The following is a 23,592-nucleotide window of genomic DNA, read 5'->3' as shown; positions in this document are numbered from 1 at the left end:
AACACAACCTATATTGGAGACACTCATGACCGCCCCCCTGTCCCCCGCCGAAGCCGCCCTGCGCGACGCCGCCCGTGAATACCACCGCAGTCCGGTGCGCGGCAAGATATCGGTCACGCCGACCAAACCGCTGTCGAACCAGCGCGACCTGTCCCTGGCCTATTCACCGGGCGTGGCCTACCCCTGTCTTGACATCGAGGCGGACCCCTCGCTCGCGGCCGAGTACACCTCGCGCGGCAACCTCGTGGGGGTGATCACCAACGGCACGGCCGTCCTGGGCCTGGGCGACATCGGCCCGCTGGCCAGCAAACCGGTGATGGAAGGCAAGGGCTGCCTGTTCAAGAAGTTCGCCGGCATCGACGTGTTTGACATCGAACTGGCCGAGCGCGACCCCGACAAGCTGATTGACATCATCGCCGCCATGGAGCCCACGCTGGGCGGCATCAACCTTGAGGACATCAAGGCGCCGGAGTGCTTCTACATCGAGACCAAGCTGCGCGAGCGCATGAACATCCCGGTGTTCCATGACGACCAGCACGGCACCGCCATCATCTCGTCGGCCGCCATGCTCAACGGCCTGGAGCTGGTAAACAAGCGGATTGAAGACGTCAAGATCGCGGTCTCGGGGGCGGGAGCGGCCGCACTGGCCTGCCTGGACGTGATGGTGGGCCTGGGGGTGCGCCGCGAAAACGTCTATGTCTGCGATTCCAAAGGCGTGATCTACCACGGCCGCCCTGGCGGCTTTGACGAGTCCAAGAAACGCTACGCCCAGGAAACGGCGCTGCGCACGCTGGCCGACGCGGTCAACGGCGCGGACGTGTTCCTGGGGTGCTCGGCGCCCGGCGTGCTGACGCAGGACATGGTCAAGACCATGGCCGCCAGCCCTATCATCCTGGCGCTGGCCAACCCCGAACCGGAAATCCGGCCCGAGCTGGCCAAGGCGGTGCGGCCGGACTGCATCATTGCCACGGGCCGCTCGGACTACCCGAACCAGGTCAACAACGTGCTGTGCTTCCCCTACATCTTTCGCGGCGCGCTGGATTGCGGCGCCACCAAGATCACCGAGGAAATGAAGCTCGCCTGCGTGCGGCAGATCGCCGACCTGACCAAGGCGGACATCAGCGAGGAAGTCGCCCGTGCCTATGTGGGGCAGGAGCTGGTGTTCGGCCCCGACTACATCATTCCCAAGCCTTTTGACTCGCGCCTGATTCTCAGGATCGCACCGGCGGTGGCGCAGGCCGCGCAGGACTCCGGCGTGGCAACCCGGCCCATCACGGACATGGCCGCTTACCGGCAGGAACTGTCGCGTTTTGTGTACTCGACCGGCATGCTCATGCAACCGGTTTTCAATGCGGCGCGCGCGGTGCCGGAGTTGCAAAAACGCGTGGCCTACGCCGAAGGAGAAGACGAGCGGGTGCTGCGCGCGGTGCAACTGGTGCTCGACGAAGGCCTGGCCCGCCCTATCCTGATTGGTCGTCCCGCCGTGATCGAAGCCCGCATCGCCAAGGCCGGCTTGCGGCTGCGGCTGGGCCACGATGTGGAATGCGTGAATCCCGAGGACGACCGGCGCTTTCGCCAGTACTGGGAAACCTACCACCGGCTCATGGGTCGCCAGGGCGTGACGCCCGACGCCGCCAAGGCGGCGGTGCGCCGCTCCACCACCACCATCGCCGCGCTGATGATCAAACTGGGCGACGCCGATGCCATGCTGTGCGGCATGGTGGGCCGCTACGACGGGCATCTCGAGCATGTGCGCGACATCATCGGGCTCAAAAATGATGCTTTCGGGTTCGCGGCGCTGAATGCGCTGATGCTGGACAAACGCACCCTGTTCATCGCCGACACCTTTGTCAACGAGGACCCGAGTGCCGAGCAGCTGGCCAGCATTGCGCTAATGGCCGTCGATGAGGTGCGGCGCTTCGGCATCCCGCCCAAGGTGGCCTTTTTGTCGCATTCCAACTACGGTTCGTCCAACCGTGCGTCGGCGCGCAAGATGCGGCTGGCCCACGCGCTGTTCGCCAAAATGGCGCCCGACGTGGAGTCCGATGGCGAGCTGCATGGCGATGCGGCACTGTCGGAAGAGGTGCGGCGGGCTTCCCTGATGGAAAGCAATTTGAGCGGGGAGGCCAACATCCTGATTTGCCCGAATCTGGACTCCGCCAACATCCTCTTCAATGTGCTCAAGATGACGGGCGGCCAGGGTGTCACCGTCGGCCCCATTCTGCTCGGCACGGCCGCCTCGGCCCACATCCTGACCACCTCGGCCACCGTGCGGCGCGTGGTCAACATGACGGCACTGGCCGTGGCCAGCGCGGCAGCCGCGCGCTGAAGGAAAGACCTGCGCCCTGCGCGCCCCTGCCTGGCAGCGCGGGCGCGCAGCGGTTGACGCCGGTTCAGGGCCTGTTCACGCTAAAACGGGAGTGCGTTTTAGTTTTAGAACCTGTTTACGATCTATGTGGGGTCGCGTTGGGACGCAATCGGGATGAGTTGCTTGCCCAGATTGCGCCGCATGGGCTTGTGCCCATGCAAGCAATTGGGTGAGCAAATCGCCCGATTTCGTCCCAACCCGCAGGGCAAGTGGATTCTCGGGCGGTCTGCGGCGTTGCAAAACCAGGCAAGGCATCAGCCTTGCCTTGGGTTTTGCGCCTTGCATCCCATCCCGGTAATCCACTTGCGCGACCCCACATAGAGCGTAAACAGGTTCTTAGGGCGAACAGGCCCTGCCTGATTACGGCTCTCCCATTCAAACAGTTGTGACCTGAGGTCAGCAATAAGGCGGGATTACCCTAGAGACAGTTCGCGGCCCATTGCCTACATTGCTTGTATGCAAGGCTTGCGAGCAAGCAGCCTTGCTGTTCAGAAACCCCTTCGGAGACTGCGATGCCCAAGTTCTTTCGTTCCCTGTTCGGCCAGGTGCTGCTGGCCCTGATAGTCGGCGTGATCATCGGTTTTGTCTGGCCTGACACGGCCATCAAGCTCCAACCGCTAGGTGATGCGTTCATCAAACTGATCAAGATGATCATCCCGGTGCTGGTCTTTTGCGTCGTGGTGCACGGCATCGCCGGTGCCGGCGACCTCAAGCGCGTCGGCCGGGTCGGCGTCAAGGCGCTGATCTACTTTGAGGTCGTGACCACCATCGCCCTGGCGCTGGGCCTGTTGCTGGCCTTTGTGTTCCAGCCCGGCGTGGGCATGAATGTCGACCCCAATACGCTCGACGCCAGCACCATGAGCGCCTACACCACGAGCGCGAGCAAACTCACCAGCGGCGGAACGGTCGAATTTTTGATGCGGCTGATTCCCTCCACGGTGGGCGATGCCTTTGCAAAAGGTGACGTGCTACAGGTGTTGTTGTTTGCCGTCCTGTTTGGCTGTGCGCTGTCCCTGCTCGGCGAGCGCGGCGCTCCGGTGGCCAATTTCATCGATACCCTCAGCCATGTCCTGTTCAAGATTATGGGCATCATCATCAAGCTGGCACCGCTGGGCGTGCTCGGGGCCATCTCCTTCACGGTCGGCAAATACGGCATCGGCTCACTCAAACAGCTGGGCATGCTGGTCGTGCTGTTCTACGGTGCTGTGGTCATTTTCGTATTCGTGATTCTCGGCGCAATCCTGCGCATGACGGGTTTCAGCATTTTCAAGCTGCTCAAGTACCTGCGCGAGGAACTGATGATCGTGCTGGCCACCACCTCGTCGGACAGCGTGCTGCCGCAGGTCATGGCCAAGCTCAAACGCATGGGCATCCGCGACTCGACGGTCGGCCTGGTGATCCCCACCGGCTACTCGTTCAACCTCGACGCGTTCTCGATCTACATCACGCTGGCGGCCGTGTTCATCGCGCAGGCGACCAACACGCATATCTCGATGAGCCACTTGCTGACCATCCTGGCGGTTGCACTGGTCACCTCCAAGGGCGCGCACGGCGTGCCGGGCTCGGCCATTGTGGTGCTGGCGGCCACGCTGCAGGCGATTCCCGAGATTCCCGCGATCGGCCTGGTGATGGTGCTGTCGGTGGACTGGTTCATGGGTATTGCCCGCGCCCTGGGCAACCTGACCGGGAACTGCGTCGCGACCGTGGTGGTTGCGGCCTGGGAGGGCGACATCGACCGCGAACGGGCGCATGCCGTGCTCAATGGCGAGCCGCACGCGGTGTTCGACATCGAAGACGACGAGCCTGCCCCCGTGCAGGTCACCGTGCCAGCCCGCTAAGATTCCACGCCATGACCAACCAAACCCAGATCGCCCAACAGGTCGTCGAGTCCATCCTCGCGCAAAAACTCGCACCCGGTGAACGCCTGGGCGAGCAGGAACTGGCCGAGCTGTTCGGCGTGAGCCGAACCCTGGTGCGCGAAGCGCTGATGCAGCTGCAGGCGCGCGGCTTCGTCGAGGTGCGCACCCGCAAGGGCTGGTATGTGGTGGAGCCCTCGGTCGAGGAGGCGCGCGATGCGTTCTCGGCCCGCCGCATCATCGAGGCCGGCATCCTGCGCGAAGCCGGCCGGCCGCTGCAGTCGGTGGTGCGCAAGCTGCGCCAGCACATTGCCCAGGAAGAGCAGGCGATCGAAGGGGCGGACGCCGCCACCCGCGCCTTCCTGCTGGCCGACTTCCACGTCTGCCTGGCCGAATGCCTGGGGCAGCGGCTGCTGTGCGATGTACTGCGCGACCTGACCGCGCGCACCACCCTCGCCGCTTCGCTGTACCAGTCCAAGCACGACGCCGGCCAGTCCTGCGCCGAACATGCGGCCATCGTGGCTGCACTCGAAGAAGGCCAGCTGGAACTGGCACGCGAGCGCATGCTGGCGCACATCGGCAGCGTCGAAGCGGCGCTGGGCTCGTCGGCGTCCGACACCCTGCTCAGCAGCGAGCGGCTGCGCGCGGCACTGTCGCCGCTGGCGCGGCCGTCCTTGCGGCGGGTTGGCTGACGCGAATTGCTATCGATTTAATAGCTTTATTCGCAATACCCACGCCGGCCGGAGGCCGATTCCTTCAATAAATATTTTCGACTGGACCGCTTCAGGCTTTCGGCAAGCGCTCCCACCAATGCTCGCCAAACCAGCCCTGCAGATAAGCGACAAAGGCCTGGACCTTGCCCGGCACCAGCTTGGGCGAGGGGAACACGGCATGGATTTCCTGCTCGGGCAGCGCGTAGTCCTTGAGCATCTCGACGATGTGGCCCGAGACCAGCGAGTCCTCGGCCACGTAGCGCGGCAGCGCCGCAATGCCCAGGCCGCCGCGCGCCGCCGCCAGCACGGCCGACAGGTTGTTGGAGCGCAGCCGGCCCGTCACCGGCACCGTCACCGGCTCGCCCTTGGGCGTCAACAGCCGCCAGACATCGTCGCCCTGCACGCTGCTGTAGATCAGCGCGTTGTGGCTGCTCAGCTCGGCCGGGCGTTTCGGCGTGCCGTGTGTCTTGAGGTATTTGGGCGAAGCGGCCAGCACCCAGGGGTTCATGCCGAGAAAGCGCGCGCCCAGCGTCGAGTCGGCCAGCTTGCCCATGCGCACCGCCACATCGATGCCCTGCGCCACCAGGTCGGTGTAACGGTCTTCAAAGCTCAGGTCCACCTGCACCTGCGGGTGCTTGGCCATGAAGTCCAGCGCCAGCGGCACGATGACGCGCCGGCCAAAGGCCACCGAGGTGCCGATGCGCAGCAGGCCCTGCGCCTGCGACTGGCGCAACTTCACGATGTTGTCGGCCTCCTCGGTCTCGCGCACGATGATCTTGCATTTCTCGTAGTACAGCGCCCCTGATTCGGTCAGGCTGACGCCTCGCGTGTTGCGATTCAACAGGCGCACCTTCAGGCGCGCCTCGGTGGCGGCCACCTGTTTGGTCACGGTGGGCTGGGTGGTGGCGAATTCTTTGGCCGCTTTCGAGAAGCTGCCGGTCTCCACCACGCGCACAAAAATATGCATGGCCTGTAGTCTGTCCATGCCGTCATCATAGTCAGTTATTCCTTGCAGGAATAGGTTTTATGGTCTCCAGCCGTCTTCTGCCGGCGTCGCTTGATCCCTAAAGTTCACTCAACCAAAGGAGATCAAGACATGGCAAAAATGACTGCCATCCAGGCAGCCGTCTGGGTGATGGAAAAAGAAGGCGTGACGCAGGCGTTCGGCATTCCCGGCGCGGCGATCAATCCACTGTACGCGGCGCTGCGCAAGCAGGGCACGATCAGCCATATCCTGGCGCGCCACGTCGAGGGCGCCTCGCACATGGCCGAGGGCTACACCCGCGCCTGCCCCGGCAACATCGGCGTCTGCATAGGCACCTCGGGCCCGGCCGGCACCGACATGATCACCGGCCTGTACTCGGCCCAGGCCGACTCGATTCCCATCCTCTGCATCACCGGCCAGGCGCCGCGCGCCCGCCTCTACAAGGAAGACTTCCAGGCGGTGGACATCGAATCGATTTCCAAGCCGGTCACCAAATGGTCGGTCACCGTGCGCGAGCCGGCCCAGGTGCCGCGCGCCTTCCAGCAGGCCTTTCACCTGATGCGCTCGGGCCGCCCCGGCCCGGTGCTGATCGACCTGCCCTTCGACGTGCAGATGGCCGAGATCGAGTTCGACCCCGACACCTACTCGCCGCTGCCGGCCTACAAGCCCGCCGCCACCCGCGCGCAGATCGAAAAAGCGCTGACCATGCTGGGCGAGTCCGACAAGCCGCTCATCGTGGCCGGCGGCGGCATCATCAATGCCGACGCCTCGGAGCTGCTGGTGCAACTGGCCGAGATCACCGGCATCCCCGTGATCCCGACACTGATGGGCTGGGGCACGATTCCCGACAACCACCCCTTGATGGCCGGCATGTGCGGCCTGCAGACCAGCCACCGCTACGGCAACGCCACCATGCTCGAATCCGACTTCGTGCTCGGCATAGGCAACCGCTGGGCCAACCGCCACACCGGCTCGGTCGAGGTCTACACCAAGGGCCGCAAATTCGTGCATGTGGACATCGAGCCCACGCAGATCGGCCGCGTCTTTGCGCCCGACTATGGCATCGTCTCCGACGCCAAACTGGCGCTGGAACTGTTTGTGCAAGTGGCCGGCGAAATGAAGGCCGCGGGCCGGCTCAAGGACCGCAGCGAATGGGTGGCGCAATGCCAGGAGCGCAAGCGCACCCTGCTGCGCAAAACAAACTTTGACCAGGTGCCGATGAAGCCGCAGCGCGTCTACCAGTGCATGAACAATGCGTTCAGCGAGGACACCTGCTATGTGTCAACCATCGGCCTGTCGCAAATCGCGGCCGCGCAGTTCCTGCATGTCTACAAGCCGCGCCACTGGATCAACTGCGGCCAGGCCGGCCCGCTGGGCTGGACCATTCCCGCCGCTTTGGGCGTGCGCGCGGCCGACCCCACGCGCAAGATCGTCGCGCTGTCGGGCGACTACGACTTCCAGTTCATGATCGAGGAACTGGCCGTGGGCGCGCAGTTCAAGCTGCCCTACATCCACATCGTGGTCAACAACTCCTACCTCGGCCTGATCCGCCAGGCGCAGCGCGGCTTCGAGATGGACTACTGCGTGCAGCTGGGCTTTGACAACATCAACACGCCCGAGGAAGAGGTGGCCGTGAAGGGCTACGGCGTCGATCACCTCAAGGTGGTTGAAGGCCTGGGCTGCAAGGCCTTGCGCGTGCTCAAGCAGGAAGAACTGGCGCCCGCCATCAAGCAGGCCGAGGCCTGGATGGAGGAGTTCCAGGTTCCCGTCGTCATCGAGGTGATCCTGGAGCGCGTGACCAATATCGCCATGGGCACCGAGATCAACAACATCAATGAGTTCGAGGAACTCGCCGTGACGAAGGCCGATGCGCCGACGGCGATCGCCTGCTCCCTGCTTGATTAAAGGACATCCCATGCCAAAATTCGCCGCCAACCTCACCATGCTGTTCACCGAAGTACCCTTCATGGAGCGCTTCGCCGCAGCCCGCGCCGCCGGCTTCGATGCCGTGGAATACCTGTTTCCCTATGCCTACCCCAAGGAGGAGCTGGTTGCCGCGCTCAAACACAACCAGCTGACCCAGGTGCTGCACAACCTGCCGGCCGGCAACTGGGAGGCCGGCGAGCGCGGCATTGCCTGCCACCCGGACCGGGTCGCCGAGTTCCGCGAAGGCGTGGCCCGCGCCATCAGCTACGCCACGGCGCTGGGCTGCAAACAGGTCAACTGCCTCGCGGGCAAGCTGCCCGAAGGCGTGCAGCGCGAGCATGCCCATGCCACCCTGGTCGGCAATCTGCAGTTCGCGGCGGCGGCGCTCAAGGAAGCCGGCATCCGCCTGCTGATAGAACCGATCAACCACTTTGACATTCCGGGCTTCTTCCTCACGCGCACCGACCAGGCGCTGGCCCTCATCGACGAAGTCGGCTCGAGCAACCTGTTCGTGCAGTACGACATCTACCACGCCCAACGCATGGAAGGCGAGCTCGGCAACACGATCAAGAACCACCTGGCCCGCATCGGCCATATCCAGCTGGCCGACAATCCCGGCCGCAACGAGCCCGGCACCGGCGAGATCAACTACGCCTGGTTGTTCAAGCACATCGACGCCATCGGCTACACCGGCGCTATCGGCTGCGAATACAAACCCAAAACCACCACCACCGAAGGACTCGGCTGGCGCACTGCTCTGACTGCATAAGGAAAAACAATGACCAAATCAGGACTCAAACTCGGCTTCATCGGCCTGGGCATCATGGGCTCGCCCATGGCCGGCCACCTGCTCAAGGCCGGGCACATGCTGTTTGTCAACACCCGCGGCAAAGTGCCCGAGGAACTGGCACAAAGCGGCGCCACGATCTGCACCACGGCGCAGGGCGTGGCCCAGCGTGCCGACATCATTTTCCTGATGCTGCCCGACACACCCGATGTGGAACTCGTGCTGTTTGGCGCGGACGGTGTGGCCTCAGGGCTCAGCGCCGGCAAAACCGTGGTGGACTGCAGCTCCATCGACCCCCTTGCCACCAAAACCTTCGCGCAAAAAATCAAGGCCCTGGGCTGCGACTACCTCGACGCCCCGGTCTCGGGCGGCGAAGTCGGCGCCAAGGCAGCCAGCCTGACCATCATGGTCGGCGGCGAGCAGCCCGCGTTCGATCGCATCAAGCCGCTGTTCGAGCTGATGGGCAAGAACGTGACCCTGGTGGGCGGCGCCGGCGACGGCCAGGTCTGCAAGGTGGCCAACCAGATCATCGTGGCGCTCAACATCGCTGCCGTTGGCGAAGCCCTGGTGTTCGCCTCCAAGGCCGGCGCCGACCCGGCCAAGGTGCGCGAGGCGCTGATGGGCGGCTTTGCCGCGTCGCGCATCCTCGAAGTGCATGGCGAGCGCATGATCAAGCGCACGTTTGCGCCGGGCTTTCGCATCGCCCTGCACCAGAAGGACCTGAACCTCGCCCTGCAAAGTGCGCGCGCCCTGGGCGTGGCGCTGCCGCAAACCGCGAACGCGGCGCAGCTCATGCAGTCCTGCGCGGCCCTGGGCCACGGCCAGGCCGACCACTCGGCCCTGGTGCTCGCCTTGGAAAACATGGCGCAGCACCCGGTTGCGCCCGGCGCCTGAGTGGCCCGGCTTCGGGGGTAATTCCCGAGGCCCGCGAACGCTTTCCGGGCTGAACTTCACCGAAAATACGCTGCATTGCGGTGCCTGGCTCCGGCCACGGCACCGTTTTTGCTTGGTAATTGTTCGTTGTAGTTCTTGCGCTGGAGCATCCATGAAAAAACGCGTCTTTCTTCGCATGGCAGCGGCCCTGTCACTGGCCACCGCCTTCAGTGCCGTGCAGGCACAAACCACGCCGATCAAATTCCAGCTCGACTGGCGCTTTGAAGGACCGGCCGCGCTGTTTCTGACGCCCCTGGCCAAGGGCTATTTCAAGGCCAGGCAGCTGGACGTGACGGTGGATGCCGGCAACGGCTCGGGCGGCGCCGTCACGCGCGTGGCCTCGGGCAGCTATGACATGGGTTTTGCCGACCTGGCCTCGGTGATGGAGTTTCACGCCAACAACCCCGACGCGCCCAACAAGCCGGTGGCCGTGATGATGGTCTACAACAACACCCCGGCCTCGGTGATGGCGCTGAAAAAGTCGGGCATCAAAACGCCGGCCGACCTCAGCGGCAAAAAGATGGGCGCGCCGGTATTTGACGCGGGCCGCCGCGCCTTCCCGGTGTTTGCCAAGGCCAACCACATCACCGGCTTCCAGTGGACGGCCATGGACCCGCCGCTGCGCGAAACCATGCTGGCCCGGGGCGATGTCGATGCCATCACCGGCTTCACCTTCACCTCCCTGCTCAACCTGGAAGCGCGTGGCGTGAAGGCCGAGGACGTGGTGGTGCTGCCCTATGCCGACTTTGGCGTGAAGCATTACGGCAATGTGGTGATCGCCTCGCCCAAACTCATCCGCGAAAATCCGGCCGCCATCAAGGCTTTTTTGCAGGCCTTTGCCATGGGCGTGAAAGACGTGGTGGCCGACCCCGCCGCCGCCATTTCACATGTGAAGGCCAGGGACGGCATCATCAACGTGCCGCTCGAAGTGCGCCGCCTGCGGCTGGCGATCGACACCGTCATCAACAGCCCCGACGCGCGCGCCGAGGGCTTTGGCCAGGTGAAAACGCCGCGCCTGACGCTGATGGCGTCGCAAGTCTCCGACGCCTTTGGCACCAAGACCCGCGTCAACCCGGATCTGGTGTGGAACGGCTCTTTCCTGCCCACGGTCGCCGAGCTGAATGTGCTGCCGAAGAAATAAGCCAGCATCGCCGCCGGATTACTACTCTTTTCATAGCAAGCTGCACCCGTAAACACTGGGCCAGTTGCCAATTTGACGCGCTTCATGACAACCCAAGTCCTCGCTGACACGCCCTTTGTCGACTTTCGCGATGTCTGGCTGGCCTACAACGACGAGTTGCTCGCACAGAACAACTTTGCGGTGGAGGCCATCGACCTGCAGGTGCGGCAGGGCGAATTCATCGCCATCGTCGGCCCCTCGGGTTGCGGCAAGTCCACCTTCATGAAGCTGGCCACCGGGCTGAAGATGCCCTCGCAAGGCCGTATCCTGATCGGCGGCCAGGCCGTCACCGGGCCGCTGAAGATCTCGGGCATGGCGTTTCAGGCGCCCTCACTGCTGCCCTGGCGCACCACGCTGGGCAACGTGCTGCTGCCGCTGGAAATCGTGGAGCCCTACCGCGGCAACTTCAAGGCAGAGCGCAAGCAGTACGAGGAACGGGCGCGCCAACTGCTGAAAAAAGTCGGCCTGGCCGGTTACGAAGACAAGTTTCCCTGGCAGCTCTCGGGCGGCATGCAGCAGCGCGTGAGCATCTGCCGCGCGCTGATCCACGAGCCCAGGATGCTGCTGCTCGATGAACCCTTCGGCGCGCTGGACGCCTTCACGCGCGAAGAGCTCTGGTGCATTCTGCGCGACCTCTGGACCGAGCAGCCGTTCAACGTGATCCTGGTCACGCACGATTTGCGCGAGTCGGTGTTTCTGGCCGATACCGTTTACGTGATGCGCAAAAGCCCGGGCCGCTTTGTGGTGAAACGCGACATTGAGCTGCCGCGCCCGCGCGACCTGGAAGTGACCTACACGCGCGAATTCAGCGACATCGTGCATGAATTGCGCGGCCACATCGGCGCCGTGCGCAGTGGAGCACACGCATGAGCAACAAGCAGATGGAGCGCTGGGCGCCTTTCGCGCTGCTGGCGCTGGTGGTGGCGCTGTGGCAGGGGGTGTGCAGCGTTTTCTCGATTGCCGAGTTCATTTTTCCGGCGCCGCTGGCCATCGCCCAGGCCATGGCCGAATTTGCCGGCCCGATTGCCGAGGCCGCCTGGAAAACCTTCTGGGTCACGATGCTGGGCTTTGGCCTGTCCATCGTGGTCGGCGTCATGCTGGGCTTGCTGGTGGGCTCGTCGCGCCTGGCCTATGCGGCCGTCTACCCGCTGCTGGTGGCCTTCAACGCCGTGCCCAAGGCCGCCATCGTGCCGATTCTCATCGTCTGGTTTGGCATTGGCGTGGGGCCGGGCATACTCACGGCCTTTTTGATCTCGTTTTTCCCCATCACCGTCAACATGGCCACGGGCCTGGCCACGCTGGAGCCCGAACTCGAAGACGTGCTGCGCGTGCTGGGCGCCAGGCGCATGGACGTGCTGGTCAAGGTGGGCCTGCCGCGCGCCCTGCCCTACTTTTTTGCCTCGCTCAAGGTCGCCATCACGTTGGCCTTTGTGGGAACGGTGCTGGCCGAGATGACCGCCGGCGACTCCGGCATTGGCTACCTCATGCAAAGCGCCGGCTCCCAGCAGCGGCTGGCGCTGGCCTTTGCCGGGCTGGTGGTGATAGGCGCCATGGCGATGGCCATGTATGAGCTATTCAGCCATGTGGAAAAGCACACCACCGGCTGGGCGCACCGCGGCTCGCAGGGCGGATAACAGACGCCAAAAAGCCGAATCCTTATAAGAAACAGGCCTCCAGCCCCTGTCCTGCCTGCGCTGGCAGCTACTCATTTGATAGCACTTTCCCGCGCCACGAGCCTGCGCCAGGGGCCAGGGATCAGAGAAAGCGCTCCAGCAGCCGGCGCGAGGCCCGGTCCAGCGCGCCCATGTCGGGCACGCGGTACTGCACACCCTGGCTGCCCGCGATCAGCAGCGCGCGGCCTGCGAGGCGGCGTATGTCTTCTTCGCCCTTCAGCACAAAAGAGGTGTCGCCCCGGTCCGTGGCCACCGTCCAGACGCTGGGCGTGCCAAAGCTTGAAACGCTTTTGAGCTGCTTGATCTCGGGCGCAAAGTCACGCAGGGCCAGCTCCTCCTGAAGCAGCGCGCGCATGGCGGGCGGCAAGGCCTGCAACTGCTCTATCCAGGCCAGTTCATGGCCTTCGGTGCTGACCAGTGAAATGCCCTCATCGGGCGCGGCAATCGGAAAGGCCCGCACCGGCACCACGCCGGCATGCGGCTGGCCATCCGCGCCAATGAAAAGCAGCCGGCCCGAGGGCTGGCGCTCCAGCCGAAAAGCCGGAGCAGCCGTGGCGGCATTGAAATCGGGATTCATCATATGCAGTCCTTCGCTCATGGGTTGCCGGCCTGTTGCGGCGCATGCTGGGCGGCATGCGCCAGCTGCGACATGGCCAATGCGACACGTGCCTCGTCTGCGCCCGCCTCAGCGTCGATGTCGGTTTGCCGCGCTTGCGCCTCATACAGCCGCCAGTAGGCGCCCTGCTTGGCCATGAGCTCGTCATGCGGCCCGACCTCCACCACCTGCCCGCGGTCCATCACCACCAGCCGGTCGGCTTTGCGCAGTGTCGACAGGCGGTGGGCAATGGCAATGGTGGTGCGGCCCTGCACCAGGTTGTCGAGGGCGCGCTGGATTTCCTTTTCGGTTTCGGTGTCCACCGACGAGGTGGCCTCGTCCAGGATCAGGATGCGCGGGTCTATCAGCAAGGCGCGCGCAATCGAGATGCGCTGGCGCTCCCCGCCCGACAGGCCCTGGCCGCGCTCGCCCACCAGCGAATCGTAGCCCTGCGGCAGGCGCAGGATGAACTCGTGAGCATGGGCGGCGCGTGCGGCGTCCACAATCTCGCCGCGCGTGGCACCGGGCTTGCCGTAGGCGATGTTTTCCGCAATCGTGCCGAAAAACAGAAAGGGCTCCTGCAGCACCAGGCCGATGTGGCGCCGGTAGTCGGCCACGCCAAAGCGCCGGATGTCGGTGCCGTCCACCTGAATGGCGCCGTCGCTGACATCGTAAAAACGGCACAGCAGGTTGACCAGCGTGCTCTTGCCCGAGCCGCTGTGGCCGACCAGGCCAATCATTTCGCCGGGCCGGATCTGCAGGTCCAGGCCGCGAATGACGGAGCGGTTGCCATAGCGAAAGCCCAGTCCCTTCATGTCGATGCGGCCGGCAAGCGCGCCTATCTTCACCGGCTGGGACGGCTCGGGCACGTTGGACACATGGTCCAGAATGTCGAAAATCCGCTTCGCGCCGGCCGCGGCCTTCTGCGTCACCGAGACGATGCGGCTCATGGAATCGAGCCGGCCGTAAAAGCGGCCTATGTAGGCAATAAAGGCCGTCAGCACGCCCACCGTGATCTGCTGGCGCGACATCAGCCAGATGCCGAAGGCCCAGACCACCAGCAGGCCGATTTCCGTGAGCAGCGACACCGTCGGCGTGAACAGCGACCAGGTCTTGTTGAGCTTGTCGTTGACCGCCAGGTTGTGCTGGTTGACCACGCGAAAGCGCTGGGCTTCGCGCTTTTCCTGGGCAAAGGCCTTGACCACGCGGATGCCGGGAATGGTGTCGGCCAGCACATTGGTGACCTCGGACCAGACGCGGTCGATTTTTTCAAAGCCGGTGCGCAGCTTGTCACGCACCACATGGATCATCCAGCCGATAAAGGGCAAGGGCAGCAGGGTCACCAGCGCCAGCCAGGGGTTGATGGAAAACAGGATGACGGCGGTCATGCCTATCATCAGCACATCGGTGGCGAAGTCCAGCGCATGCAGCGACAGGAACACGCAGATCCGGTCGGTCTCGGAGCCAATCCGCGACATCAGGTCACCGGTGCGCTTGCCGCCGAAATAGTCCAGCGACAGTTCCAGCAAATGGTCAAAGGTGGCGGTGCGCAGGTCGGCGCCTATGCGTTCGGACACCAGGGCCAGAATGTAAGTGCGGGCCCAGTTCAAAGCCCAGCCCAGCACCGCAGCCCCGAGCAGCCCACCCAGGATCGCCCCGACTTTCCAGGCCTGAATCTCCTGGCCATTCTGGAAGGGAATCAGCACGTCGTCCATCAGCGGAATGGTCAGGTAGGGCGGCACCAGCGTCGCCGCCGTGGAGGCCAGCGTCAGCAAAAAACCGGACAACAGCTGATAGCGGTAGGGCTGGGCAAAACGCCACAGCCGCAGCAGCACCCAGGTCGAGGGCGGCGTGTGCAGCTCGCGGGCGCAGGCCGGGCATTCCTCGCTGTCCGGCGGCAGCGGCAAATCGCATGTCGGGCACAGGGCGATGTCATCGGCCAGGCCGTCCTCAGGCACCGCGGCCCCCGCCCGACCCTGGGCCCGCTGGCGCGCAAACAGCCGCACCAGGCGCAGCGCCTGCACATTCGCCGCCAGGGTAAAGCGCCAGCTGGCCAGCCGCCGGGGCATGCCGTTTTGCAGCGCATGCAGCTCCAGCGTGCCCACACCCGCATGGTCGAAGTGGCGCAGTTCCAGCCCGGCCATCGGGGCGCCGCTGGCGTCCAGGAGGGGCCAGCTGGTCCATTCCCCTTCAGTGCCCAGGGTCAACAGGCGGCGATCCGTCAGGGCCAGCAGACCCTCGGTAAAACGAAGTTGCTCATTCAGGTCAACCGCCAGGGTGCACAAAACGTTTTCATCGGCTGCGAGTTGTGAGCGGAGCCCTGTCAATACGGGGTCGGTATGGCTGGAATCGTCCACCGGGTGTTTATGTTGCATTGTGTTTTAAATTCTTTGTCCGGTACTTGGGGCGGCCTTCCTGCGGGTCGCAGGTCCAGCTTTGGAGGCCTTGGCATGGCGCGGGAAACGGGCCCGGAACAGTGATTTTCGCCGAAGCCAATGCGTTCCGGTTTCCTGGCCAGCTGATTGAGCCTCTGCCCATCAAAAACGCGCCAAAAGCCAGAAAGAAGCCCCGACAATCTGCCACATTCTGTAAAAACAAATCCAGCCAGCAGGCAGACGGAATCCCATCAAGACCCGCTGCCGGTATTCGCCGGCCCGGAATCAAAACGTTGCACCGGCCCGGCCGGTTGACCCGAAAATCTTGCACAACATGAGCAAACAGGACGACATCAAGCTGCTGCGCATCAATTACCTGCGCGGCCCCAACATCTGGACTTACCGGCCCGTCCTGGAGGTCTGGCTTGACCTGGGGGGTCTCGAAGACTTCCCCAGCAACCTGCTGCCCGGCTTCAATGAGCGCCTGGTCGCCCTGCTGCCCGCGCTGCTCGAACACCACTGCGGTGTGGGCGAGCGCGGCGGTTTTCTGCAGCGGCTGCACGAAGGCACCTGGCTGGGCCATGTGCTGGAGCATGTGGTGATCGAGCTGCTGAACCTGTCCGACATGCCCACCGGCTTCGGCCAGACCCGCAGCACCTCCCAGCGCGGCGTCTACCGCATGGTCTTCCGGGCCCGCGACGAACAGGTGGCGCGCACCGCCCTGGCGGAAGGCCATCGCCTGTTGACCGCCGCCATCAACAAGCAGCCCTACGGCGCTGCCGATGTGCAGGCGGCGGTTGAAAAAATCCGCGCCAAGGTCGATGACTGCTACCTTGGCCCCAGCACGGCCGCCATTGTGGCGGCCGCGACCGACCGGCGCATTCCCCACATTCGCCTGAACGACGGCAATCTGGTGCAGCTGGGCTACGGGGCCCGCCAGCACCGCATCTGGACGGCCGAGACCGACCTCACCAGCGCAATCGCGGAAGGCATTGCCCACGACAAGGACCTGACCAAAAGCCTGCTGGCCACCTGCGGCGTACCGGTGCCGGAAGGCCAGATCGTCGGCAACGCCCAGGAAGCCTGGGAGGCCGCCGAAGACATAGGCCTGCCCGTCGTCGTCAAGCCCTCGGACGGCAACCATGGCCGCGGCGTGTCGCTGGACCTGAATACCCGGGATGAAGTGGAAGCGGCCTTCCGCGTGGCCGAACCGCATGGCAGCGAAGTCATTGTGGAGCGCTTTGTGCGCGGCCACGAGCACCGCCTGCTGGTGGTGGGCGGCCGCGTGGTGGCGGCGGCACGCGGCGAAACCGCCAGCGTTACCGGTGACGGGGTTTCCACCGTCGCCCAGCTGGTGGACGCGCAACTCAATACCGATCCGCGGCGCGGCCACGGCGAAGACTTTCCCCTGGGCCCGATCCAGGCGGCCAATGACGGCGCGGTCATACTCGATCTGCAGCGCCAGGGCCTGAGCGCCGACGCCATTCCGGCCGCGGGCCGCGAGGTGCTGATCCAGCGCAACGGCAATGTGGCCATTGACTGCACCGACGAGGTCCATCCGGAGGTCGATTACATCGTCTCCCTGGCGGCCCGCGTGGTGGGCCTGGACATTGCCGGCGTGGACGTGGTGGCGCAGGACATCTCGCGCCCGCTGCATGAACAGGGCGGCGCGATTGTGGAAGTCAATGCCGGACCGGGGCTGCTGATGCACCTCAAGCCCGCCGAAGGTTCGCCGCGCCCCGTGGGCCGCGCGATTTGCGACCACCTCTTCCCCGACACTCCGGATCACCAGCAGCCCGGTGGCCATAGCGGCCGCATCCCGCTGGTCGGGATTACCGGTTCCGGTGAGACGCATCATGTCGCGCGCCTGGTCGCCTGGCTGCTGCACCTGTCGGGTTATTACACCGGCCTGGCTTGCCGCAATGGCCTGTATCTGGACCAGCGCTGCGTCGACGACACGGATTGCGCCCACTGGGAAGCCGGCCAGCGCCTGCTGATGAACCGCGCGGTGCAGGCCGCCGTGTTTGAAAACGGCGCCGAAACCATTTTGCGCAGCGGCCTGGCCTATGACCGCTGCCAGGTCGGCGTGGTCACCGACCTCGGCGGTGCCGCCGGCCTGGCCGAATTCGACATCACCGAAGACGGGCAGATGTTCAAGGTCATGCGCTCGCAAGTGGATGTGGTGCTGCCCGATGGCGTTGCCGTCCTCAATGCGGCCGATGCGCGCCTGGCCGAAATGGAAGAACTCTGCGACGGCGAGGTGATTTTCTACGGCCTGGTCCCCGATGCTGCCGTCATTGCGGCGCACCGCAACAAGGGCGGCCGGACCCTGTACATCCGCCAGGACCAGGTGGTTCTGGCCAACGGCAGCACGGAAAACTTCCTGCCCGGTCTGGGCAAGCTGTCGGCCTGGTGCAAACGCCGTGCCATCCCCGAAGACATGCTGCTGGCCGCCATTGCGGCGGCCTGGGCGCTGGACATCCCGCTCAACCTGATAGGCGCAGGCCTGAACGCCTTCGAATCCACCGACAAACCTGCCGGGAGGGCAGACTGATGGAAGTTTCACGCATCCGGGCCCTGCGTGGCCCCAACCTCTGGAGCCGTCACACGGCACTGGAAGCGATTGTCTCCTGCACACCGCAGGAATGCTCCATTGACACCCTTCCCGGCTTTGAAGCACGTGCCCGCGCCCTGTTTCCGGGCATGGGCACCTTGCGGGAAACCGGCCATGCCGGCCCGATTTCACTGGCCCATGTGCTGGAAGCCGCCGCGCTTGAACTGCAGGCGGCCGCGGGCTGTCCCGTCACCTTCAGCCATACCGCCGCCACCGTGGAAGCCGGCACTTACCAGGTGGTGGTGGAATACAGCGAAGAGGCTGTGGGCCGGCTGGCCTTCGAATTGGCGCAAGCCCTGATCCATGCCGCCCTGCGCGACACCACTTTTGACCTGGAAGCCGCCATCGCCCAATTGAGCGAGCTCGATGAAGACGAACGCCTGGGCCCCAGCACCGGCGCGATTGTGGACGCGGCCGTGGCGCGCGGCATTCCCTACCGGCGGCTGACCAAGGGCAGCATGGTGCAGTTCGGCTGGGGCTCGCGCCAGCGGCGCATCCAGGCCGCCGAGCTGGATGCCACCGGCGCCGTGGCCGAGGCCATTGCCCAGGACAAGGACCTGACCAAGAAACTGCTGCGTGCCGCCGGCGTGCCGGTGCCCCTGGGCCGGCCGGTCGCCGACATGGACGATGCCTGGGCCGTGGCCCAGAAAATCGGCCTGCCCGTCGTCGTCAAGCCGCAAGGTGGTAACCAGGGCAAGGGCGTCACCGTCAACATCAGCACCCGCGCGCACCTCGACATGGCCTACCAGGCGGCCGCCGAATACGGCGAAGTCATGGTTGAAAAGTTCTTCCCGGGCAGCGACTACCGCCTGCTGGTGGTGGGCGGCAAGCTGATTGCGGCGGCCCGGCGCGACCCGCCCCAGGTGGTGGGCGATGGCCTGCACACCGTGCGCGAGCTGGTGGACATCGTCAACCAGGACCCGCGGCGCGGCGAAGGGCATTCCACCTCGCTGACCAAAATCCGTTTCGACGACATCGCCGTGGCGCGCCTCGATGTGCAGGGACTCACGCCCGAATCGATTCCGCCCAAGGGTCAGCGCGTCATCCTGCGCAACAACGCCAACCTGAGCACCGGCGGCACCGCCACCGACGTGACCGACGACGTGCACCCGGCGGTGGCCGCGCGCGCCGTGGCCGCCGCCCAGATGGTGGGCCTGCATATTTGCGGCGTCGACGTGGTCTGCGAAAGCATGCTGCGCCCGCTGGAAGCACAAAACGGCGGCGTGGTCGAAGTCAATGCCGCACCGGGCTTGCGCATGCACCTGTCGCCCTCCTACGGCAAGGGCCGCGCCGTGGGCAAGGCCATGATCGACGAGCTGTTCCCGGCCGATAACAATGGCCGCGTCCCCGTGGTGGCCGTGACCGGCACCAACGGCAAGACCACCACCACGCGCCTGATCGCCCATCTGCTGGCGGCCCAGGGCCTGCGCACCGGCATGACCAACACCGACGGCGTCTACATCAATGGCCGGCAGACCGACAGCGGCGACTGCAGCGGCCCCAAAAGCGCCCGCAACGTGCTGATGCACCCCGATGTCGATGCCGCCGTGTTTGAAGTGGCGCGCGGCGGCGTGCTGCGCGAAGGCCTGGGCTTTGACCGCTGCGAGGTGGCGGTCGTCACCAACATCGGCAGCGGCGACCACCTGGGGCTGAACTACATCACCACCGTGGAAGACCTGGCCGTGCTCAAGCAGGTGATTGTGCAGAACGTATCGGCCACCGGCCATGCCGTGCTCAATGCCGCCGACCCCATCGTGGCGGAAATGGCCGCCACCTGCCCCGGCAAGGTGATCTTTTTCGCGGCCGACCGGCACCACCCGCTCATGGCCACCCACCGCGCCCAGGGCAAACGCACGGTGTATGTCGATGGCCCCATGCTGGTGGCCGCCGAAGGCTCCTGGGTGGAACGCATCCCCTTGCACAGCATTCCCGTGACGCGCGGCGGCAGCATAGGCTTTCAGGTGGAGAACGTCATGGCCGCCGTGGCTGCGGCCTGGGCGGCGGGTGTCAGCTGGGACACCATCAAAAGCGGGCTGGCCAGCTTCGTGACGGACTCGCACAATGCGCCCGGCCGCTTCAACGTGATGGATTACAGCGGCGCCACCGTGATCGCCGACTATGGCCACAACCCGGACGCCATGCGCGCCCTGGTGGCGGCCGTGGACGCCATGCCGGCGGCGCCCGGCCAGCGCCGCAGCGTGGTGATCAGCGGCGCAGGCGACCGCCGCGACAGCGACATCCGCGACCAGACCGTCATCCTGGGCGCCGCCTTTGACGACGTCATCCTGTACCAGGACGCGGCCCAGCGCGGCCGCGCCGACGGCGAAGTGATGAAGCTGCTGCGCCAGGGCCTGGAGGGCCCGGTCAAGGCCAGCCGGACCCGCCATATCGATGAAATACGCGGCGAGTTTCTGGCCATTGACACCGCGCTGGCTCGCCTGCAGCCCGGCGACCTGTGCCTCATTCTGGTCGATCAGGTGCAGGAGGCGCTGGACCATCTGGGCATGCGCGTGAAGGAAGCCAAAGAGAAAACCGTCGTCCACTGACAGCGCCTCTTCTCCGTATCGCCGCAGCCTTGCAGCAGGTTGCGGCGATAAAATTTTATGCAGAAAGTGGCTGCAGCCCTTATCTGCAAAGCGCCAGAAGCTATCCAATTAATAGCTGAAGGCCGCCTGGGCAGGCACGGGTCCACGCTAAACTTGGCCCATGACCTGGAACGCAACGCTGGCACTCGACTATTCACGGCAGGCCGACAAGACCATTGCCCACTTTCGCCACAGCGGCCCCCTGCGAATTTTGCAAAGCCTCTACCCGGAGGGCGAGGCCATCTGCCACAACGTCATCGTGCATCCACCCGGCGGGCTGGTCGGCGGCGACACGCTGGACCTGCAATTCCATGTAGCCACCGGGGCGCACGGCCTGGTCACCACCCCCGGCGCCACGCGCTTTTACCGTTCCAGCGGCGAGCCCGCGCTGCAGCGCACGCAAATCAGCCTGGACGCCGGTGCCCGCATGGAGTGGCTGCCGCTGGAGGCGATCTGCTACAGCGGCTGCCTGGCGGAAAACCGCCTGACCATGACGCTGGCCCCCGGCGCCGAACTGCTGGGCTGGGACATCACCGCCTTGGGGCTGCCCGCAGCCGGCCAGCCCTTTGAGCGCGGCAGCCTGCTGCAGCATATCGAGGTGCCGGGCCGCTGGCTGGAACGCGGCCGCATCGACTCGGCCGACCCGCTTCTGCTGGACAGCCCGCTGGGCATGGCCGGCCATCGCTGCATGGCCTCGCTGTTCTTTGTCGCCGGCTCGGCGATGGCGCGTGCGCGGCGCGAGGCCCTGCTGGACATCGCGCGTGGGCTGGCCGACAGCCACGCGCTGAGCGACACCGCGGGCGCCACCAGCCCGAACGCCGAAGTGATTGTGCTGCGCGTGCTGGCGCCGCTCGTCGAGCCGGCCATGCAGTTGCTCAGGAATGTCTGGCAGGCCTGGCGCACCGAACTCTGGTCGCTGGGCAGCCACCCACCCCGCATCTGGGCCACGTAGCGGCCCACGGGTCGCAGCGCCGCGCACGCCGCGATGTTTTCAGACAAAAACAGGGCCTGGCGCCCGCCCATCCTGCGCAATCAGCTATCAAATAGGTAGCAAGCAAGCCTAGGCGGGCTGCGCGATGCCTCTGCGCTCGCCCAGCCGGCTGCTCCAGGCCGCCAGCGCCAGCGCGCCCAGGGTGATCACCGCCCCGACCCAGGGCAGGTCGGCCAGGGGCGCGCCCGCCGCCAGCATGCCGCTGCCAATCCAGGCGCCGCTGGCATTGCCCAGGTTGAAGGCGCCCTGATTCAGGGTGGAAGCGAGATTCGGCGCGCTGGCGGCATGGCGCACGATCAGCGTCTGCAGCAGGGGCACCAGCGCGAACGACAGCGCGGCCCAGACCAGCAGCACCGCCACCGTCAGGGCGCCCACCGGCAGCACAAAATGCAGCAGCGCCAGCACCAGCGCGTTGAGGCCCAGCACCATCAGCGTGGACGGCACCAGCCGGCGGTCGCCCAGGCGGCCACCCACCGTGCTGCCAATCGTCAGGCCCACGCCCAGCACCAGCAGGACGGGCGCGACCGCGTTACTGGAAAAGCCGCTGACCTGGGTGAGCAGCGGTGCTATGTAGGTGAACACCACGAACAGGCTGGCCGACACCAGCGCGCTGGTGGCCAGCGCCAGCAGCACGCGGCCATCGGCCAGCACGCTGAATTCGCGCAGGATGTTGCCGCGCTGCATAGCGATCTGACGCGGCAGCAGCATGACCAGCGAGGCCACGGCCGCCAGCGCCATCACCACGATGGCCGCAAAACTCATGCGCCAGCCGTAATGCTCGCCAATGATGCGGCCCAGCGGCACGCCCAGCACATTGGCCAGCGTGAGCCCGGTGAACATCAGCGCAATCGCCTGGGCGCGCTTGTTGGGCGCGACCAGACCGGCCGCCACCACCGAGCCAATGCCAAAGAAGGTGCCATGGGCCAGCGCCGTGACCACCCGCGCGGCCATCAGCAGGGCGTAGGTCGGGGCCAGCGCGCACAGCAGGTTGCCGAGCACAAACAGTGTGGCCAGCCCGATCAGCGTGGCCTTGCGCGGCAGCCGCGCCGTGGCCACGGCAAACACCGGTGCCCCCACCACCACCCCCAGCGCGTAGCCGGTCACCAGCAGGCCGGCCTGGGCCAGGGTGACGCCCAGGTCGGTGGCGACTTCGGGCAGCAAGCCCATCACGACAAACTCGCTGGTGCCGATGGCAAATGCGGCCGCCGCCAGCGCCAGCAGGGCAATCGGCATTTTTTCGGAAGAGGCTGGGGTCTGGGGCTCGGTCGAAGTGCTCATTTAAAATTAAGGGTTAACCCTGATTATTTCATCAAATGGCATGTCGGGCCGTCCCGGTCCGCGCGCCTGCAAGCCATCAGCGCCCAGGCGTCCCGCCCTCTGCCAGCCTTGTCCTACAGGCGAATCGGCACGGGGCACGGCTTGCCCGGTGCATTTCCTGTCATGACAAACCGGCCCGGCGGGCCAGACTTGATTCATCGAGATTCCCACAAGGAGTTAGGTCATGGTTTTTTCAAGCCCTTCCCATACCCAACGGTGCCTCTGGTTAAACCGCTGGGGTAAAAGTGCCGCCGGTTTCGGACTGACGGCCCTGCTGGCCCTGTCCGCCACGGCACAAATCGCTTCAGGCACCACCGGCATTGACGCCACGGGTAACGCAAAAAGCGAAATGACCGCCTGCAACAGCGGCAAAACCCAGCAGGACCGGGCCACCTGCATCAAAGAGGTCAAAAGCGCCCAGGCCGCCAAGCGGGCCGGCAAGCTGGGCACTGGAGACTCGCAGCAATACGCCGCCAATGCCCTCAAACGCTGCGATGCCTTCAAGACCAGCGACGACCAGGCAGCCTGCCGGGCCCGTATTGAGGGTCAGGTCAAAATAGATGGCAGTGTTGCCAGCGGTGGCGTGCTTCGCGAAGTGGAAACGGTGGTGACGCCGGCAACGCAATAACGGTTGCAACTCGCTTCGCCGGGGTTTGATGAATTCACCGGATGAAGCTGAAGCAAAGTGGGCCGC

At 65.2% G+C, this 23,592-nt stretch carries 17 protein-coding genes; 13 read left to right on the top strand and 4 right to left on the bottom strand.

Translation table 11 applies throughout. From position 1 onward, the window contains the following. The first annotated feature begins 25 nt into the window (after positions 1 to 25). From PJE01S_RS16350 to PJE01S_RS16340, 3 genes are all read left to right on the top strand, one after another. A complete protein-coding gene (locus PJE01S_RS16350) occupies positions 26 to 2,329 on the top strand; it encodes an NADP-dependent malic enzyme (protein ID WP_068834708.1) in 2,304 nt (767 codons plus the stop codon). A gap of 551 nt (positions 2,330 to 2,880) precedes the next feature. Beyond that, positions 2,881 to 4,206, top strand: a complete 1,326-nt coding sequence (locus tag PJE01S_RS16345) for a C4-dicarboxylate transporter DctA (RefSeq protein ID WP_068834707.1) — start codon at positions 2,881 to 2,883, stop codon at positions 4,204 to 4,206. Positions 4,207 to 4,217: 11 nt separating this feature from the next. Further along, positions 4,218 to 4,916 (top strand): GntR family transcriptional regulator, encoded by a 699-nt coding sequence (locus tag PJE01S_RS16340; RefSeq protein WP_068834706.1) that lies wholly within the window; start codon positions 4,218 to 4,220, stop codon positions 4,914 to 4,916. A 91-nt stretch (positions 4,917 to 5,007) separates the two neighbouring features. Here the strand turns inward: PJE01S_RS16340 and PJE01S_RS16335 are convergent, their stop codons facing one another. Continuing rightward, entirely contained in the window at positions 5,008 to 5,922 is a 915-nt protein-coding gene (locus PJE01S_RS16335; RefSeq protein WP_068834705.1) for a LysR family transcriptional regulator, read from the bottom strand. A gap of 111 nt (positions 5,923 to 6,033) precedes the next feature. On the opposite strand from PJE01S_RS16335, the gene gcl reads away from it, so the two are divergent. From gcl to PJE01S_RS16305, 6 genes are all read left to right on the top strand, one after another. Beyond that, positions 6,034 to 7,827 carry a glyoxylate carboligase gene (gene gcl, locus PJE01S_RS16330; protein ID WP_068834704.1) on the top strand — a complete coding sequence of 598 codons (1,794 nt, stop codon included), beginning with the start codon at positions 6,034 to 6,036 and terminating at the stop codon, positions 7,825 to 7,827. A gap of 10 nt (positions 7,828 to 7,837) precedes the next feature. Continuing rightward, positions 7,838 to 8,617, top strand: a complete 780-nt coding sequence (hyi, locus tag PJE01S_RS16325; protein ID WP_068834703.1) for a hydroxypyruvate isomerase — start codon at positions 7,838 to 7,840, stop codon at positions 8,615 to 8,617. 9 nt (positions 8,618 to 8,626) lie between these two features. Further along, a complete protein-coding gene (locus tag PJE01S_RS16320; protein WP_068834702.1) occupies positions 8,627 to 9,529 on the top strand; it encodes a 2-hydroxy-3-oxopropionate reductase in 903 nt (300 codons plus the stop codon). Between the two features lie 151 nt (positions 9,530 to 9,680). Continuing rightward, on the top strand, positions 9,681 to 10,709 hold the full coding sequence (locus PJE01S_RS16315; RefSeq protein ID WP_068834701.1) for an ABC transporter substrate-binding protein: 1,029 nt from the start codon (positions 9,681 to 9,683) through the stop codon (positions 10,707 to 10,709). A gap of 84 nt (positions 10,710 to 10,793) precedes the next feature. Continuing rightward, the gene (locus PJE01S_RS16310; RefSeq protein WP_068834700.1) at positions 10,794 to 11,618 is read left to right on the top strand and encodes an ABC transporter ATP-binding protein; all 825 of its coding nucleotides are present in this window, start codon (positions 10,794 to 10,796) and stop codon (positions 11,616 to 11,618) included. After that, positions 11,615 to 12,382, top strand: coding sequence for an ABC transporter permease (locus PJE01S_RS16305; RefSeq protein WP_068834699.1), 768 nt, complete (start codon positions 11,615 to 11,617; stop codon positions 12,380 to 12,382). The genes PJE01S_RS16310 and PJE01S_RS16305 overlap by 4 nt, the downstream gene beginning before the upstream one ends. A gap of 121 nt (positions 12,383 to 12,503) precedes the next feature. Here the strand turns inward: PJE01S_RS16305 and PJE01S_RS16300 are convergent, their stop codons facing one another. Both PJE01S_RS16300 and PJE01S_RS16295 read right to left on the bottom strand, forming a co-directional pair. Then, positions 12,504 to 13,001, bottom strand: a complete 498-nt coding sequence (locus PJE01S_RS16300; RefSeq protein ID WP_068834754.1) for a cyanophycin metabolism-associated DUF1854 family protein — start codon at positions 12,999 to 13,001, stop codon at positions 12,504 to 12,506. A gap of 14 nt (positions 13,002 to 13,015) precedes the next feature. Continuing rightward, positions 13,016 to 15,391: a cyanophycin metabolism-associated ABC transporter gene (locus tag PJE01S_RS16295; RefSeq protein ID WP_068834698.1), complete on the bottom strand. Its 2,376-nt coding sequence runs from the start codon at positions 15,389 to 15,391 to the stop codon at positions 13,016 to 13,018. Between the two features lie 334 nt (positions 15,392 to 15,725). Here PJE01S_RS16295 and PJE01S_RS16290 point away from each other — a divergent pair, with 334 nt between their 5' ends. The 3 genes from PJE01S_RS16290 (at position 15,726) to PJE01S_RS16280 (ending at position 21,542) form a co-directional block, all read left to right on the top strand. Then, positions 15,726 to 17,945 (top strand): cyanophycin synthetase, encoded by a 2,220-nt coding sequence (locus PJE01S_RS16290; RefSeq protein ID WP_068834697.1) that lies wholly within the window; start codon positions 15,726 to 15,728, stop codon positions 17,943 to 17,945. Then, the gene (gene cphA, locus PJE01S_RS16285; protein WP_068834696.1) at positions 17,945 to 20,551 is read left to right on the top strand and encodes a cyanophycin synthetase; all 2,607 of its coding nucleotides are present in this window, start codon (positions 17,945 to 17,947) and stop codon (positions 20,549 to 20,551) included. Before PJE01S_RS16290 ends, cphA begins: the two co-directional genes overlap by 1 nt. A 160-nt stretch (positions 20,552 to 20,711) precedes the next feature. Continuing rightward, positions 20,712 to 21,542, top strand: a complete 831-nt coding sequence (locus PJE01S_RS16280; RefSeq protein ID WP_068834695.1) for an urease accessory protein UreD — start codon at positions 20,712 to 20,714, stop codon at positions 21,540 to 21,542. 108 nt (positions 21,543 to 21,650) lie between these two features. Here the strand turns inward: PJE01S_RS16280 and PJE01S_RS16275 are convergent, their stop codons facing one another. Continuing rightward, positions 21,651 to 22,814 carry an MFS transporter gene (locus tag PJE01S_RS16275; protein WP_068834753.1) on the bottom strand — a complete coding sequence of 388 codons (1,164 nt, stop codon included), beginning with the start codon at positions 22,812 to 22,814 and terminating at the stop codon, positions 21,651 to 21,653. A gap of 268 nt (positions 22,815 to 23,082) precedes the next feature. Here PJE01S_RS16275 and PJE01S_RS16270 point away from each other — a divergent pair, with 268 nt between their 5' ends. Beyond that, complete coding sequence (locus PJE01S_RS16270; RefSeq protein ID WP_068834694.1) at positions 23,083 to 23,526, top strand: hypothetical protein; 444 nt, start codon at positions 23,083 to 23,085, stop codon at positions 23,524 to 23,526. The last annotated feature ends 66 nt before the right edge of the window (positions 23,527 to 23,592 follow it).

This window comes from Polaromonas jejuensis NBRC 106434 (genome assembly GCF_001598235.1).
GTDB classification, from domain to species: Bacteria; Pseudomonadota; Gammaproteobacteria; order Burkholderiales; family Burkholderiaceae_C; genus Polaromonas; species Polaromonas jejuensis.
This window is presented reverse-complemented; position numbering and strand designations above follow the sequence as displayed.